The 15,157-nt window shown below is 45.2% G+C and carries 13 protein-coding genes and 1 pseudogene; 12 read left to right on the top strand and 2 right to left on the bottom strand.

Annotation, left to right across the window (positions count from 1 at the left end; genetic code table 11):
- Positions 1-49: 49 nt before the first annotated feature.
- The 9 genes and pseudogenes from M3650_RS03625 (at position 50) to M3650_RS03585 (ending at position 9,382) form a co-directional block, all read left to right on the top strand.
- Positions 50-952: a carbohydrate ABC transporter permease gene (locus M3650_RS03625; RefSeq protein WP_251572447.1), complete on the top strand. Its 903-nt coding sequence runs from the start codon at positions 50-52 to the stop codon at positions 950-952.
- Between the two features lie 20 nt (positions 953-972).
- A complete protein-coding gene (locus tag M3650_RS03620; protein ID WP_251572446.1) occupies positions 973-1,833 on the top strand; it encodes a carbohydrate ABC transporter permease in 861 nt (286 codons plus the stop codon).
- 84 nt (positions 1,834-1,917) lie between these two features.
- Positions 1,918-2,883, top strand: coding sequence for a GNAT family N-acetyltransferase (locus tag M3650_RS03615; protein ID WP_251572444.1), 966 nt, complete (start codon positions 1,918-1,920; stop codon positions 2,881-2,883).
- Between the two features lie 2 nt (positions 2,884-2,885).
- Positions 2,886-3,590, top strand: coding sequence for a PIG-L deacetylase family protein (locus M3650_RS03610; protein ID WP_019419895.1), 705 nt, complete (start codon positions 2,886-2,888; stop codon positions 3,588-3,590).
- A gap of 70 nt (positions 3,591-3,660) precedes the next feature.
- Entirely contained in the window at positions 3,661-4,803 is a 1,143-nt protein-coding gene (locus tag M3650_RS03605; protein WP_251572441.1) for an exo-beta-N-acetylmuramidase NamZ family protein, read from the top strand.
- 49 nt (positions 4,804-4,852) lie between these two features.
- A complete protein-coding gene (locus M3650_RS03600; RefSeq protein WP_251572748.1) occupies positions 4,853-5,773 on the top strand; it encodes an N-acetylglucosamine kinase in 921 nt (306 codons plus the stop codon).
- Between the two features lie 418 nt (positions 5,774-6,191).
- A pseudogene (locus M3650_RS03595) lies at positions 6,192-6,401 on the top strand (GNAT family N-acetyltransferase); the annotation flags it as partial.
- Entirely contained in the window at positions 6,398-7,219 is an 822-nt protein-coding gene (locus tag M3650_RS03590) for a DUF2785 domain-containing protein (protein ID WP_251572439.1), read from the top strand. The pseudogene M3650_RS03595 and the gene M3650_RS03590, both read left to right, overlap by 4 nt.
- Positions 7,220-7,402: 183 nt before the next feature.
- Positions 7,403-9,382, top strand: a complete 1,980-nt coding sequence (locus M3650_RS03585; RefSeq protein ID WP_251572437.1) for an AraC family transcriptional regulator — start codon at positions 7,403-7,405, stop codon at positions 9,380-9,382.
- 449 nt (positions 9,383-9,831) lie between these two features.
- Here M3650_RS03585 and M3650_RS03580 read toward each other — a convergent pair whose 3' ends face one another.
- Positions 9,832-10,716 (bottom strand): LysR family transcriptional regulator, encoded by an 885-nt coding sequence (locus tag M3650_RS03580; protein WP_251572435.1) that lies wholly within the window; start codon positions 10,714-10,716, stop codon positions 9,832-9,834.
- Positions 10,717-10,884: 168 nt separating this feature from the next.
- On the opposite strand from M3650_RS03580, the gene M3650_RS03575 reads away from it, so the two are divergent.
- Positions 10,885-11,637: an SDR family NAD(P)-dependent oxidoreductase gene (locus M3650_RS03575; protein WP_251572433.1), complete on the top strand. Its 753-nt coding sequence runs from the start codon at positions 10,885-10,887 to the stop codon at positions 11,635-11,637.
- A gap of 167 nt (positions 11,638-11,804) precedes the next feature.
- Positions 11,805-12,071: a hypothetical protein gene (locus M3650_RS03570; RefSeq protein WP_251572431.1), complete on the top strand. Its 267-nt coding sequence runs from the start codon at positions 11,805-11,807 to the stop codon at positions 12,069-12,071.
- Positions 12,072-12,666: 595 nt separating this feature from the next.
- On the opposite strand, the gene M3650_RS03565 is transcribed toward M3650_RS03570, so the two are convergent.
- On the bottom strand, positions 12,667-13,872 hold the full coding sequence (locus M3650_RS03565) for an MFS transporter (protein WP_251572429.1): 1,206 nt from the start codon (positions 13,870-13,872) through the stop codon (positions 12,667-12,669).
- Between the two features lie 254 nt (positions 13,873-14,126).
- Between M3650_RS03565 and M3650_RS03560 the strand changes: the two genes are divergently transcribed.
- A complete protein-coding gene (locus tag M3650_RS03560; RefSeq protein ID WP_251572427.1) occupies positions 14,127-14,705 on the top strand; it encodes a TetR/AcrR family transcriptional regulator in 579 nt (192 codons plus the stop codon).
- Positions 14,706-15,157 lie beyond the last annotated feature (452 nt).

The following is a 15,157-nucleotide window of genomic DNA, read 5'->3' as shown; positions in this document are numbered from 1 at the left end:
ACTATCCGAAAATGTATGTGAGACTGAGTATTGAAAGGGGTTTCGCAATATGACCCAATTAGCTAAACCGTTAAAGAAACGGAGAATTAAAGGTGATGGAGGTTGGGGATATGCGTTTATCGCAGTTGCCTTAGTTGTATTCGCGGTGTTTACTGCATATCCGGTCGTCAGTGCTTTTATTATCAGTTTTCAGGACTACAAACCGCTCGGTTCTACCTTTGTTGGATTTGACAATTATATTGAATCCTTCAAATATTCTCTATTTTGGAAATCGATGGTAAATACGGTTGTGTATACGATTCTAACGGTTCCCGTTGCTTTGATTATTTCATTTGGCGTGGCTATTCTTATTTTGCCGTTGAATAAGAAGCTGCAGACGACGTTCAAGGCAATCTATTACTTGCCGGCCGTTGCGTCAGGCGTTGCATTATCTGTCGTATGGCTTTGGATTTTCGATCCGATGCCAACCGGCATTCTCAATCAGGTACTTGGCTTTTTCGGCATAAACAACCAGAACTGGCTCGGATCAAGCTCTACGTCTATGTTCTCATTGGTTCTTATGTCCTGGCTATCCAGTCATGGCACGAGCATTATTATTTATTTGGCGGCACTGCTTGGCATTGATGATAGTTATTATGAGGCAGCGGAATTGGATGGAGCTTCATTTATTAAGAAGTTGTGGTACATCGTTATTCCTTGTCTGAAACCAACGACGTTATTTCTGTTAGTGACTGGTGTCATCGGTTCTTTCCAAGTGTTCCAGAACGCTTACCTGATGACGGGCGGCGGTCCGGACAACGCGACTACAATGGTGGGTTTGCTAATTTTTAATAACGCTTTCAAATATTTTGAATTCGGCAAAGCTGCGGCACAATCCCTGGTTTTGGCCTTGATTATTGGTGTAATCTCATTGGTTCAATTTAAATTTTTGGGCAAAGACGTGGAATATTGAGGAAAGGAGAGAAACCGACGATGTCACTCTATAACGATCATACCGGACATGTGGCAGCGAAATATATTAGAAACGCTGTCATTATTATCATACTTTTGCTTTTTGCTTTGGCAACGATCTTCCCTATCTATTTTATGATTATTTCCTCCTTTGGGGATCCCGTCGAAGCCGGGGCGATGAGCTACTCGCTTATTCCGACCAAGATATCTTTGGAATCGTACAAATTCTTCTTTGATTATAGCGAATATTCATTGCGCTGGCTCTTAAACTCATTGTTTGTGGCGAGTGTAGTCACGGTTTCCAATGTGTTCTTTGCGAGCATGGCCGGATACGCATTCTCCAAAATTCGATTTAAGGGCAGAACGGCGCTGTTTACGTTGTTGTTGATCGCGATGATGATTCCGTATCAGGTTACACAAGTGCCGTTGTACATTCTGATTGTGAACATATTCCAAATTCAGAATACGTATAGCGCATTGATTTTGCCGGGTCTCGTTACCGTATATAATATTTTTCTTGCTAAACAGTTCATGAGCAGCATTCCTACTGAAGTTCTGGAATGTGCGAAGATCGAGGGCTGCAATCAGTTTCAAGTATATTTCAGAATCATTCTGCCGTTATCCAAGACCGTTCTGGCCGTGATGGCGATTCTTACATTCATGGATAGCTGGAATACGTTCTTCTGGCCATTCTTGGTAACGAATACGATGGATATGCAGACGATTCAAGTAGGTCTTAAAAACTTTAGATTCGCTAACACGACTTATTTTGCGCCGATGATGGCAGGTGCGACTATCTCTGCTTTGCCTATGTTTATTCTCTTCTTCAGCTTGCAAAAGTATTTCCTGAAGGGCGTAACCGTAGGTGCGGTAAAAGGCTAACACACCCTGCGCATCTAACCTTGCGCCTTCATCGTTGCGATACAGGTATATGTCCGGCATACATGTGGGAGGTGTCACATCATCATGCTCGTTGCTTGGGATCGGCAGTATATGGATGAGGTCATTGCTGTATGGAACGAAGAAGCCGTGCAAGAAGGATACAAAGAGTTAACGGCAAAAAGCTTCGAAAATATTTTTTTGTCGAGTCCTTATTTTGACAGGGATAATACGTTTATCTTACTGGAATCCGACCAGGTTAGAGGGTTTGCCTGCGGGTGTACAGGAGATGACCTGCCTCTCGGGGACGCGGCTGGATATATCACCTGTATTGTGTTAGCCCATGACTGGAAAACCAACGATAACTACACGATGATGTTAGATGCTATAGAGCGTCGCTTTCAAGCATTGGGTAAAAAGCAAGCAGATATGTTGTTTTTTAACCCGATGATGTTGCCTTGGTATATACCAGGTACCCCGAAGCATGAGCATAATAACGCGCCAGGTGTGCCGTTAAATAGTATGTTATATAAATTTCTGCTCAGTCAGGGGTATATAGAGCGTGCAAAAGAATGTGCCATGTATTTGAATCTGGCTTCCTTCGCCATTCCGGAAGACATAAGAGCCAAGGAGGAAAAAGCGGCTGCTGACGGTTACCGGGTGGAACAGTTCGACCGGGTCAAACACTACGGCGTAGATGAAATGCTGCGCGAATTGGATAATCCTCTGTGGAAGAGGGAAATCGGGCAAGCTGCTTCAGACGGTGTGCCTGTGGTGATTGCGGCCCATCAAGGCAAGCTCGTCGGGTTTGCCGGTCCGGTCATTCGACAGGAGAACGGGCGCGGCTATTTCTCTGGTATCGGCGTAAGCCCTGCTCATGAGGGGCATGGTCTGGGAACGATTCTATTCTTTACACTATGTGAGGCATTTCGGCGTATTGGAACCGAGTATATGTCCCTTTATACCGGAAGCACGAATCCTGCAATGCGTATCTATGAGAAGGCTGGCTTTCAGACCGTAAAACAATTTTCTGTTATGAGAAAGGAGTTTTAGTTATGAGCGAGCAAAAAGTTACGATTTTAGCCATCGGTGGTCATGTGGGAGATATGGAGCTGACGGCAGGCGGAGTGTTGGCAAGCCATTCTCTTAAAGGAGACCGTATTGTAACATTAGCGTTGACAGCAGGTGAGCGCGGGGTTCCCGCGGGCAGAGATATGGCGGAATACCGTGAGCAGAAGGTGAACGAGGCCAAAGGGTTTGCAGAGATGCTGGGCGGCGAAGCCATCGTATTCGACATACCGGATGGAGAACTGCAGGATAGCGAAGAGATGCGTCTGAAAGTGTGTGATGTCATTCGCCAAGTACGTCCCAATATCATTATCACCCATTTCAAGAACAGCATGCACAAGGATCATATGACGACACACCGCATCGTCAATGACGCACGCTTTTTTGCCGGCTTAGCTTCGTTCCAACGGGAGCTTCCTGCGTTCTTCGCTTCCAGACTCTATTATGCGGAGAACTGGGAGGACGCAGTTGACTACAAGCCTTATGTTTATGTAGATTTCTCCAGAGAAGCCTATGATCTGTGGGTTAAGGCAGTGTCCTTGCACTGGTTCGTGACAGGCAGCGCTTCCTTCCCTTATCTGGAATACTACAAGCATTTAGTTCGAGTTCGCGGCATTGAAGCAAGAAAGGAATATGCGGAAACCTTCATGGTTCCAGAAGAAAGCATGCGTGTGCTTAAAACTGAATTATAACAACAAATGACTGTAACTACGCATCGTTACAGTCATTTTGCAAATTGCAAACGAATGATGGGAGGCACCTATGATCCGAAACGGTATTGATTGTATTGGACAGTATACTCATCTGTTCAAAGGAAAACGATTAGGGCTGATTACGGCACCGACCGGATTAAACGATGACTTTGTAGCTACGATCCAAATTATGCATGAGAATTTCAACTTGGTCGCTCTATTTTCACCAGAACATGGCGTACGTGGCGATCAAGCTGCAGGAGCTCAGGTAGATACTTATTTGGACCCTATTACGGGGGTGCCAGTGTATAGCTTGTATCGTAAGGATTCCAAACGATTAAGTCCAGACATGCTGGATGAAGTAGATATGGTCGTATACGATATTCAGGATGTGGGGGTCCGGTATTATACCTTTATTTACACGATGTTGTACGCATTGGAAGACTGTGCTAAAGCGGGGAAGGAATTCGTCGTATTGGACCGGCTCAATCCATTGGATGGAGTGACGGTAGAAGGAAATATATTAAAGCCGGGCTATCAATCTTTTGTCGGCAATTATCCGCTATGTGTGCGTTACGGTCTGACAGCCGGCGAGGTGGCGACGATGGCGAACGAGCAGATGAATTGGAATTGCAAGCTGCATGTCGTGCGTTGTGACGGTTGGGAGCGGAAGATGCAATTCCCCGATACCGGGCGTCCATGGGTAATGCCCTCCTTGGGAATTCCGCGGTTCGACACGGCATTGTTGTATTCAGGCACCTGCTTATTCGAGGGCACCAACATTTCTGAAGGCAGAGGAACGACAGCTCCCTTTGAAATCATCGGGGCCCCATTTATCAATGCTGAGAGACTAGCAGATGAAATGAACAGTCAGAAGCTGCCCGGGGTCATATTCCGCCCCGTTTATTTCAAGCCTTCTTTTTCTAAGTTTCAGGGAGAACAATGCAGTGGCGTGCAACTTCATGTGATCGATAACCGTTCGTTTCAGCCTTTGGAAACAGGGGTCATGCTGATGTATGCCATCAAGCGTAACTATGAATTGTTTACTTTTTTGCCGCCGCTAAAGGAGAATTCCAGACCTTTTATTGATTTGTTATGCGGAGATAAGCTATATCGGAATGAATCCGTAGATGTTCCGGCTTTGTTGGAGCAATTCCGTGAAGAGAGTCGGGAGTTTGCTCACATGAAGCAACAATATCATCTATATGAATAGTTCGTGTTCCAATGAGCCGCACAGGGTAGAGGAAGGATGTGAGCCTATGTTGAGATATGTGGCAGGACTGGATGGCGGCGGCACGAAAACCGCCGTAACCGTGGCGGACGAGAAGGGAGTGGCCGTGCACGCCTTTACATCCGGCGCGATTAACTATAATGGGCAGGACGAGGCCAGTATCCGAAGCAGCTTGCGAGAAATATTCGAAACGATAGCCAAGGTATGCGGGGGATTGGATCGTTGCGCTCAAGTCTGCATCGGTGCGGCTGGTGTTAGCAATCCAACGGTCATTACCCGCCTGGAAGCGAGTGTCCGAGCATGCGGGTATCAAGGAGGATTATTCATTACGGGCGATCAAGAAACGGCGCTGTGCGGCGCGCATGATAGCGAATACGGTATTATTCTCATTGCGGGGACCGGGTCTATCTGTTATGGCAAAAATGAATCCGGCCGTTCTCATCGCACTGGCGGTTGTGGTCACCTCATTGATGATGAGGGCAGCGGTTACAGTATCGGTCGGGAACTCATTTCAGCTTTGGTGCGCGCGCATGACGGGCGTATACCCGCAACACCAATCACTGGTATGGTGTATGAGCAGCTTCAATTGGAATCGGTTCAGCAGATTATTGGTTTTGTGTATGACAAACGCACCAATAAAAAGGACATAGCGGCCTTGGCTCCGCTCCTGTCACGCGCTTGCGCGCTCGGTGATGAAGCGGCTCTGTCGATTGCGAAAAAAAGCGCTTGTTCCTTGTTCGAACTGATAGTTCCCGTTGTAGAGAAGCTGTCCCTGCAGGCTGGAACCCTTGCGATGGCAGGAAGCGTTCTGCTCAACAACACCTATGTGCAGACTGCTTTTGCAGACATGCTGACACAGCGCTATCCAGACCTGAAGTGCATAACTGCCAAAAAAGATGCATCGCACGGTGCGGTTCTAATGGCATTGGCAAAGCTCGCTGCCCGCTCATAGACATTTCATCTGGCGATCCTGTTGGTCGCATAGCCGTCCGCATTTTGATAACGGAACAAGTAAATGAATGTTTAAAGCGAAAACCGTCGATCCACCATTCGAAATAAAAGGCTCTGGACAAGCTTGATCCCATTTTGATACATGAACTAATTCAGAACTTTGCTAAGTTATTGGACACATTCCAATGGTCGAGACAAAAAGGGTCGTATTCCCACTAAAGGAATCATGACCCTTTTTTTCTGTAGACAAGGCCAGTCGTTGCCAGTACACTAATAAATATTATTGAGCTACGGAGTTACTATCCGAGTGACAAATAAATTGATCGTATACAAAATATATGATATGGAGGAAGCCTATGTTTAGTCATAAGATAAGTGATGATATTCAATTGAAGATACTTGAAAAGCGATATGCTGACAGAGTAGAGATCAGGGCAGCTGTATTAAATTCGAAGAGCAGGGTAATCCCTGAAAGACTCCATTTTGTTAATGAAGGTACAGTCAGACGAGCTGAATGGCTCTATGATCATTATGTTGATCATGTTGTCTACGGGATGTTGAAGGACGATTGGAATGCGAATTCAGCAGGCAACCCTGCGAAGTGCGAAGAAAGAGAGGAGAATATATGAAAAGCAGGAATTCTATTAAAAATCTTCTTTTGCAGATTAGGCAAGAACAGTACAAGGTTCCTAAAGAAATATCCGCATTCGAATTGGCATTAGAGATGATGACTCAAATCGGAACCGTTGATGCTGAGCTTCGAGATAAGCTCATCTATTCCACGCTGTGTAAATGGTTTGAAAATAATGAATTTACACCAGAGCAAATGCGAAGTTTATTACAGATTAGCCTTAGTGATAGTCACCTTTTTTGCGGGATAGGCGAGACGGAGACGGATACAGTTTTTACTCGTTCTTTCTCTGTATTAATCGTGCCACTGGCCGTATATGCCCATAAACAATCCAACTATTTAACTGAAAATGAAATCAGTTATATGAAAGAAAGATTGATTCTATATGTAGAGCTTGAGAATGATTTAAGAGGGTATGTGACTGGGAAGGGCTGGGCTCATGCCATTGCACATGCTGCCGACGGTTTGAATTCTATTTCAACCTTACCATCTCTCAATCATGTTGATCTTCTCGATATCCTGCATATCATACAGAACAAAATATGTATAGACAAATACTTATATATTAATGAAGAAGATGAAAGAATGGTCACTGTCGTGAAGACTATTATAAATCGTGAAATAATTGAAGAAGATATATGTATTGAATGGATAAACAGTCTAGGTTTGATAAATAAGAATGGAAGGTTTCCCGAAGATGATATTTTAAAAGGAAATACGAAATGTTTATTAAGAAGTCTGTACTTTAGATTATTTGATCAAAGTAAATTCAATAGGTATACTGATGCAATCATAAAATCTTTAAGCACATTATAATACGGCTGTGCGGCTCCTACGGAGTCTAGGTGTGCAGCAAGCCGCTAAATGAGCGGTTTCCAAGAAGCATTTCCCTTGCTTTGCAAGGGTTTTTCGTCGTTCCCGCACCTTCGGTTGTTAGTGAGAATCATTATCGTTTATAATGGTTATTGAAGCAGCGGGAATTGAATCGGAGAGGGTTGAATGGACACGATGATCGAAAATGACCATATATTGCTGTGGAATCATGCTTCCATTACGGTGCTGGATGTGCGCCATACGATGATGAGAACAGGCGAAGCCTTGCGTTCTTACAGGCTGCCGGCCAGTGTGTTTCTGCTTGCGACGCGCGGTGGCGCCCAAGTGCGGCTGGACGGCATGGAATATATCATAAAGCGATTTCAAGTGATGCACAGCGGCAAAGGGGCATACCTGGACATTTTCCTGACAGAAGAAGAATTTGAATATTATATGATTTTCTATAAAGCATCGATTCCGCTTCCAAGTCGTCAGGACATGGTGAGCCTAATGGAGAGGAACAGTCCGTTTCATACGCAATACAGTTTTTCACCGAACTACCCGCTTTCACTTTTTCACAAAGTTAAATTAATGGATCAGGAATGGAGACAGTCAGGGCAGATGGAGCAGTTCCAGGTGAAATCGTTGTTTTATCAATTCGTCTGCAGTATATTGCAGCAGCTTCATAGACAAGGGATTGATATGAAAGAGCCGGATCTTGCTGCTCAAGCGATCATGTACATCCAGGAGCATTATTCGGAGACGATCACTTTAGAGTCGCTTGCAGAAAGCCTGAACTACAGCGTTCCGCATGTATCGGCTTTGTTCAAAAAGAGTACCGGATACAGCCCGATCGAGTATTTGATTCGGATACGGATCGATATGGCGGCAAGCCTGTTGGTGGAAACGGATGCGACCTTGCGCGAAATTGCTGAAAGCGTGGGATATAAGGATCCTTATTATTTTGGCCGGCTTTTCAAAAAGTACAGGGGGATTTCGCCTGCCCGGTTTAGAGCCAGGGAATCGGGGCAGCGCAAAGCAGAAGATAATCCCTCTACAATCATTCGATCCTCCATTGTTGTTCGAAGATTTCGGCGTTATATCGATGATGATAATCGTTATCAATACGAGAGAGTGGGAGATATACCGATGTACAGACAATCCAAGTCAACTGCTGCGGCAACATTATTGCTTTGCCTCGCATTGCTGCTCAACGCTTGCTCTGGGGGCGCTTCGAACACGAGCACGTCAACCGGGGGGGAGCGATCGCCCTCAAATTCGGTGTCTGCACCGCAAAGTTCGGCCCAATCCAATTCCGGCCAGACTTCCGATAACCTGCAAACCAAAGTGGTATCGACGATTAACGGTGAAATAGACATCCCTGTTAATCCCAAGCGCATTGTAGCGGATCAATATTTAGGCAGTTTCATTGCGCTCGGCATCACTCCGATTGGAACGCCCGGACTGCACCGGAAAAATCCGTATTTCGCCGAGGCTCTCAAGGACGTGGAGGATATTGGCGATGTGAATGGATCTTTGGAAAAGGTGATCGAGTTGCAGCCGGATCTGATAGTGACTGGGGCGACACCCGACCAAAGCAGATATGAGCAATTATCCATAATCGCCCCTACTGTTTCTGTTCCCTATGGTGAATTAAAGAACGCGCATGAAGAGTTGACCTACTTCGGCAAGCTGCTGGGCAAAGAAAAGGAAGCGGAAGCTTGGCTTGCCGAATACGATCGCCGTATTGCCGCTGCAAGAGAAAGTGTAGGGAAAGCAGTACCGTCCGACGCGACGTTTTCTATCTTTGAGTTGACGAACAAGTCGACCTATGTTTACGGCGACAATTTCGGACGGGGTGGACAAGCCGTATATCAGGCGCTGGGCTTCAAACCGCCTGCCCATATCGCGGCGGAAATTTTTGATAAGCAGTGGGCGGAGTTGTCCAATGAGTTATTGCCGCGATATGCCGGCGACTATATCATCCTGACGTCTAACGACCGCACCTTGGAGGATATTAAAGCCGACCCGATCTGGGCTACGCTTGATGCGGTCAAAAACAATCGCGTGTACGTATGGAAAGAGGAACGTTCTTGGTACTTTGATCCGATTGCGGTTCTGTCGCAGACGGAGGAAATCGCTGCTTGGCTGACGGGACAGCACTAAATTACCGCCAGTCTTTCCTGCGTGTACGTGTTCAACATGGATATGGATAGAATAACTGCTTATCCATTCGACGCTTCCGGCCACTCTCCCTTTCGATCAGTAACAACAACATTCGCGCATGCTCAAGCGCCAGACGATGTGAACTAACGGTGATGTTGCTGTATCGTCTGAGAAGCGATGTTACTAGAGACACGCAACCAAAGTTAACCTTAGCAACGAAAGGGATGCCTCTCTGAACAAGAGGGAGAGTGGAGAGAAGTACTTGGCAGCGTATGTTAATTGATACTAAAATTGTTGAAAGGCCTGCAATTAATCGTTTTCCAGAAGAAGTATATCGAAGGGATGATTTCCGAACCGATCTGGCGCGATCTGCCGGCCGTCAAAAAAGGAAACGTTTATTTTATTAGCGGTGCCCTCTGAAATATGATCCCTTTCGAGTTCATCGAAAATTACAATTCGAATTTAAGCCTGTTAAGAAATCTCTTGGAAACCTGAGAAGCGTGCTTCTCTTCAGGCAGCACCCATCCGTAATAAAGGGGCTCGGTATTTGGTGATTCCAGCTCTAAGGGAATAATATGCGGTCCATCGCTTTTGAACGAATAATCAAGTCCAATGGTAAGCGCTAACCCTTCTGTGACCGCATTTTGGATAGCCTGCGTATTGTTGCTGATAAAAAGAATGTCAACGTCCCCATATGTAGAGATAAACTGTGTCATGAATTCACGAATGTGCTCATCATCATACAAAACTAACGTTTGCCCCACTAACTTTTCTGGCGTTATCGTTTTCTCCAGCAAAAGAGGCGACTGTTTATTTACCCCGACGACTATTTTCCCTTCCAGCAATCGTTCAAAGGATAGAGTATGATGTTTTTCTATTAGATTTTCGGATAGAGCGATTAACCCGATATCAATTTTGTCGTGCTTCATTAGATTTAATATTTCCTTAGGCCCCTTTTCGAATATTTCGATTTTGACATTGGGAAAATCCCGCTTGAAATTCGATACGACGCCCACCAGCAAATGCATGGGCCCGGGTATCGTGGCTATTCTCAATTGTCCGCTTAAGGCATTGCTATATGATTGGGCTTCTTCTCTGAGCTCATTTATTTTCAATAATACTTCACTGGCTTTGCTGATGATAGCCTTGCCCTCCGGCGTCGGGACAGCTCCCAAGCCGCGCGAGCGGTTGAATAAACTTAACGCTAACTCCGATTCGAGCAAGGATATCGATTGGCTAATCGCCGAGAGGGTGACGTGGGAATTTTGCGCAGCCTTCGTTAGAGAACCGGTTTTTGCCACTTCAACGATGTATTCCAATTGTTCAAGATTCATGTGTTCACACCTCCTCTTAAGTATTTCTTAACTATAATTTAATATATGTAAATTTTAGTTAATAGAAAGCGATGCTACAATAAGAACATAAAAGAATATTTGCTGTCAGTGATTATACTCACTATAGAACAAAAAACTGAGAAATGTAAGATAAGGGAGGAACAAGAGATGACTTCAATTAAAAGAGTTGCCGTCATTACGGGTGGAGCCAGCGGGATCGGAAGACATACGGCTTTAAAATTTGCGAGTAAAGGCGATCGAGTCGTTGTCGCAGATTTTAACGAAGAAACAGGAAATGAAACCGTCGAGTTGATTAAGGCGGAGGGCGGGGAAGCGATCTTCGTCAAAACGGATGTATCCAAACTTGAAGATGTAGAAGCATTAGTGGAAAAAGCGGTCGAGACATTCGGAAGAATCGACGTCATGTTTAATAATGCCGGCATCGGACGCGTGACGCCCGTGCTGGATCAAAATTTGAATGATTATCATAGCGTAGTTAATGTGAACCAACATGGAGTAGCCTACGGAATTATTGCAGCAGGCCGAAAAATGAGAGAATTGGGCATTAAAGGCGTCATTATTAATACAGCATCTGTGTTTGGATTCTTAGCGTCACCTGGAACTTTTGCCTACCATGCAACAAAAGGGGCCGTTATTATGATGACCAAATCAGCAGCGCTCGAGTTAGTTGCCTATGGAATTCGTGTTGTGGCAGTTGCGCCAGGAGCAGTAGATACGCCAATTATTCAAGGATACAAGGATAATGGTTTAGTAGATTCGATGAAAGCCAAGGTCATGGGCAATAAATTGACGCAACCTGAACAAGTAGCAGATACCGTGTATTTGATTTCATTAGAAGAAGCAAGCGCTATCAATGGCAGTGTTGTGATGGCTGATGAAGGATATGCTTCTTTCAAGTAATTATTGATCGGAATGAATATGATAGAAAACTCAGGCTAAAATCCGGCTTGAGTTTTTTTATGTTTGCACAAAAACTGGGAAATATATATTTAGTGAAACTTTTTATAAACTCCATACATCGATAGGCCTGAGAAATTAAAACAAACACACTAAGTAGAGTGCACAGAATGAAAAAACATAACTTCATTCTTATGTTGACAATCATATTAAGCTTGGTGCTTAGTGCCTGTTCCAGTAACAAGGAAACACCGATTGAAGCAACGCTGCCTGCGAAAGAAATGGCCGATCAGATGATTGCACAAGTGGAGCAACCCGCGTTAATAGAACTGCAAGCGGATATGGTGAAGGAGTTATACCATCTAGACCCTGCGTTGGTCCGACAACGACCGTTGAGCAGACGATTCAGGATACTTATGAAGTCGTGGAATATTTAAAATGTAAATATAACAAAAAGAAGATTATACCCGCCGCTTGAATCTCAATAATGAAATGCTCAAAAAGCTTGCAAGGGTTCGAAGATATCAAAGCAAATATAATTAGCGGCTGGAGCTACATTAGATTTAGTGGTAAACGGGTTCTGTTCACCATTTAATAGACTCAGGGACGTGAGATGCTTTTTCCGCACTGGAATTACCAGCAAAGGTCAGCGTCAAATTATGGAATTTCTGATGGAATCGTTCGATCTGCCATCACTGGGCACAGAATATGAAATACCTGTCTTTTATATCCAGGGTGAACGAGACTGGCAAACACCCTATCCATTGCAAAACAATTTTTTCCGAAAATAGCAGCGCCGCTCAAGCTATTTTATTCGATTCCAGATGCGGGACACATTCCGATGATAGATCAGAAGGAGAAATTCAACGAGGCGTTATTTGATATTTTGGAGCAGATAAATAATTAGGTTAACTTCAAACCATATTCGTAGTTTGCTCTGTATCGTATGGAAAAGGAAGCGCCCTAGATAATTCTATCTCTAGGGTGCTTCATTGGTTCACATTACAATATGTGTTACCTATGGTGCTTGATTTATTTCGATGTTGAAGACAGCCGCCGGCGGGTTAATGCCCAGAACAAGAGCGCGAAGGCACTGACCGCGGCACCCAACAGGCACACTCCGGTCCAGCCGGCTAATGCGTACATGTTGGTCGATGCGATCGAACCGGCGGCACTGCCGATGGAATAGAAGATCATGTAACCTGCGGTAAGGCGGCTCTGTGCCTCAGGCCGTACCGCATAGATCATACTCTGGTTAGTCACATGCACGGCTTGCACTGCTAGGTCAAGGATAATGACACCAATAATCAAAGCGGATAGCGATTGTTCGGTATAACCGATGAGCAGCCATGATGCCAGCAGCAGCGTCAGGGCAACGCCGGTGGTCCGCTGTCCTAACCCTCTATCGGCGAGGCGGCCTGCCCGGGCCGCCGCCAATGCTCCGGCAACGCCTGCGAGACCAAACGCTCCGATCTCGGTATGCGATAGCGACAGCGGCGGCGAGCTGAGAGGCAGCACCAGCGAAGTCCACAATATGCTGAATGCGGTAAAAATCAGCAGAGCGAGCACGGCGCGGATGCGCAGGATTCGCTCTTGCGCAAATAGCATAAGAACTGAGCGCAGCAGCTGCGGATAGGACAGAGACGTTCGATCAGGTTCATGATGTGGAAGCACACGGAACAACGCGCTGGCCATTATAAGAGTCAACACCGCAGAGACGAGATAGACCGAACGCCAACCCGCGAGATCGGTCAATATGCCGGCAACGGTTCGCGCCAGCAGGATGCCGATTACCACTCCGCTTGTCACCACCCCGACTATTCGCCCGCGCTCGGCCGGAGCCGCTAAAGATGCCGCGAACGCTACAAGCGTCTGCGTCACTACTGCAAGCAGTCCGACCGCAGCCATGCCTATGAGCAGCATCGTGCTGTTGGCGGCGGTGCCAACCACAATAAGAGCCAACACAGACAGCAGCATTTGACCGGCGATCAGCCGCCGCCGATTCAGAAGATCGCCGAGCGGCACCAGCAGCAGCAGTCCCAGCGCATAACATATCTGCGTGATGGTAATGACAATGCCAACGGATGAATGGCCGATGCCGAACTCACTTGCTAAAGTGTCGAGCAGCGGTTGTGCGAAGTAGATGTTGGCGACAGCCAGCCCGCAGGCGGTTGCAAACAACAGTGCCACATAACGCGGCATTGAAGAGACGGTTGCCTTTTCTTCAAGCTTCCCCATTTTTATACACTCCCCATATCATCATTTGTTAGTTATATACTAATAAGTATAATATACTGAACGGTATATAATGTTTGTAGGTAAATTTAACTCGAAAAACCGGTCATGTCAAGAAGTTATTTGCAAGTCAGTATAGGGAAATACTGTTTTCTATAAGAGGATTAATAAACGAAAAGGAATACCCATAAGTTGACAACGCATCTTTTAAAGAATAAAATCATAACATACTGAACGATATGAAAAGAGGGGTTGTCATGGTTCGGCCAAGGGAATTTGATGAGGAAAAGGCATTAGACGCAGCTATGCAAATTTTTTGGAAGAAGGGGTTCGATGCGACTTCACTAACCGATCTGACGACCGCAATGGGCATTCAGCGGCCAAGCATTTATTCAGCCTTCGGAGACAAAAAAGAATTATTCGAAGCCGCGCTGCGAAAATATACGCGCTTCCACGCTTCTTATGTTCGAGCTAAACTTCAAACCAGTCCATCTGTAAAAGAATCATTCCGCGCTTTTTTTGAAGGTATGGTGTCAGAGCAATATGAAGGTTGCAACCGGGGATGCTTTTGCCTCAATACGATGGTGGAGCTTGCACCCCATGATGAGAAATTTGAAATCCTTACAAGGGAACATCAGATGTATCTTGCGGCCATATTTCAAGAGACGATTGAAAGAGGTATCCGATCAGGTGAGCTTGAAGAGGGGAAGAACGCAAAAACTTTAGCGCAGACACTCGTTGTGTCATTAATCGGACTTACCGTGATGATGAAATCCCGTCCAGAACGATCATTTGTCGATAATTCTGTATCGGTCATACTTACATTGCTAGAGTAGCAGAATAGGTCAAGCAAGTTAATATGCCAATGGAAGAGAGTTGAAGGGGCACAAGAGTTACAAGTTCCGTGCCCGGCATTGATGTGAACAGGTATAACGATATTTGGAATGAACAGATGGCGATGTCGACATCACATAACAAAAGTGTGCTAGGGACATTAAATGAAATCATTTCTGCAACAAAGGATACGTATGGTGATTTCTCTGAACATCATGAACAAAACCCATGGAATAATAGATTTATATATAAAGCAAGAAATCGAAAAGCAATATAAATGAACTTTTACAATAAAAGGCGGAGGGAAACGTGGTGGAAACTAATAGATGCAGACTAATTAAACAACAAAAATGTGTGATTATGACGATGTTAAAAAACTTTATATGAATGAAGAAGTGCGGAAATTCCTCGGAGGAACGATTATTGATGAAAAAACATTCAAAGCTAATTTTTC

Origin of the sequence: Paenibacillus sp. MER TA 81-3 (assembly GCF_023713585.1) — a bacterium.
Lineage (GTDB): Bacteria > Bacillota > Bacilli > Paenibacillales > Paenibacillaceae > Paenibacillus_B > Paenibacillus_B profundus.
This window is presented reverse-complemented; position numbering and strand designations above follow the sequence as displayed.

Excerpts from the sequence above, each read along its gene's own strand:
- M3650_RS03625 (WP_251572447.1), top strand. The coding sequence starts at position 50 with ATGACCCAATTAGCTAAACCGTTAAAGAAACGGAGAATTAAAGGTGAT.
- M3650_RS03620 (WP_251572446.1), top strand. The coding sequence starts at position 973 with ATGTCACTCTATAACGATCATACCGGACATGTGGCAGCGAAATATATT.
- M3650_RS03615 (WP_251572444.1), top strand. The coding sequence starts at position 1,918 with ATGCTCGTTGCTTGGGATCGGCAGTATATGGATGAGGTCATTGCTGTA.
- M3650_RS03610 (WP_019419895.1), top strand. The coding sequence starts at position 2,886 with ATGAGCGAGCAAAAAGTTACGATTTTAGCCATCGGTGGTCATGTGGGA.
- M3650_RS03605 (WP_251572441.1), top strand. The coding sequence starts at position 3,661 with ATGATCCGAAACGGTATTGATTGTATTGGACAGTATACTCATCTGTTC.
- M3650_RS03590 (WP_251572439.1), top strand. The coding sequence starts at position 6,398 with ATGAAAAGCAGGAATTCTATTAAAAATCTTCTTTTGCAGATTAGGCAA.
- M3650_RS03585 (WP_251572437.1), top strand. The coding sequence starts at position 7,403 with ATGGACACGATGATCGAAAATGACCATATATTGCTGTGGAATCATGCT.
- M3650_RS03580 (WP_251572435.1), bottom strand. The coding sequence starts at position 10,716 with ATGAATCTTGAACAATTGGAATACATCGTTGAAGTGGCAAAAACCGGT.
- M3650_RS03575 (WP_251572433.1), top strand. The coding sequence starts at position 10,885 with ATGACTTCAATTAAAAGAGTTGCCGTCATTACGGGTGGAGCCAGCGGG.
- M3650_RS03570 (WP_251572431.1), top strand. The coding sequence starts at position 11,805 with ATGAAAAAACATAACTTCATTCTTATGTTGACAATCATATTAAGCTTG.
- M3650_RS03565 (WP_251572429.1), bottom strand. The coding sequence starts at position 13,872 with ATGGGGAAGCTTGAAGAAAAGGCAACCGTCTCTTCAATGCCGCGTTAT.
- M3650_RS03560 (WP_251572427.1), top strand. The coding sequence starts at position 14,127 with ATGGTTCGGCCAAGGGAATTTGATGAGGAAAAGGCATTAGACGCAGCT.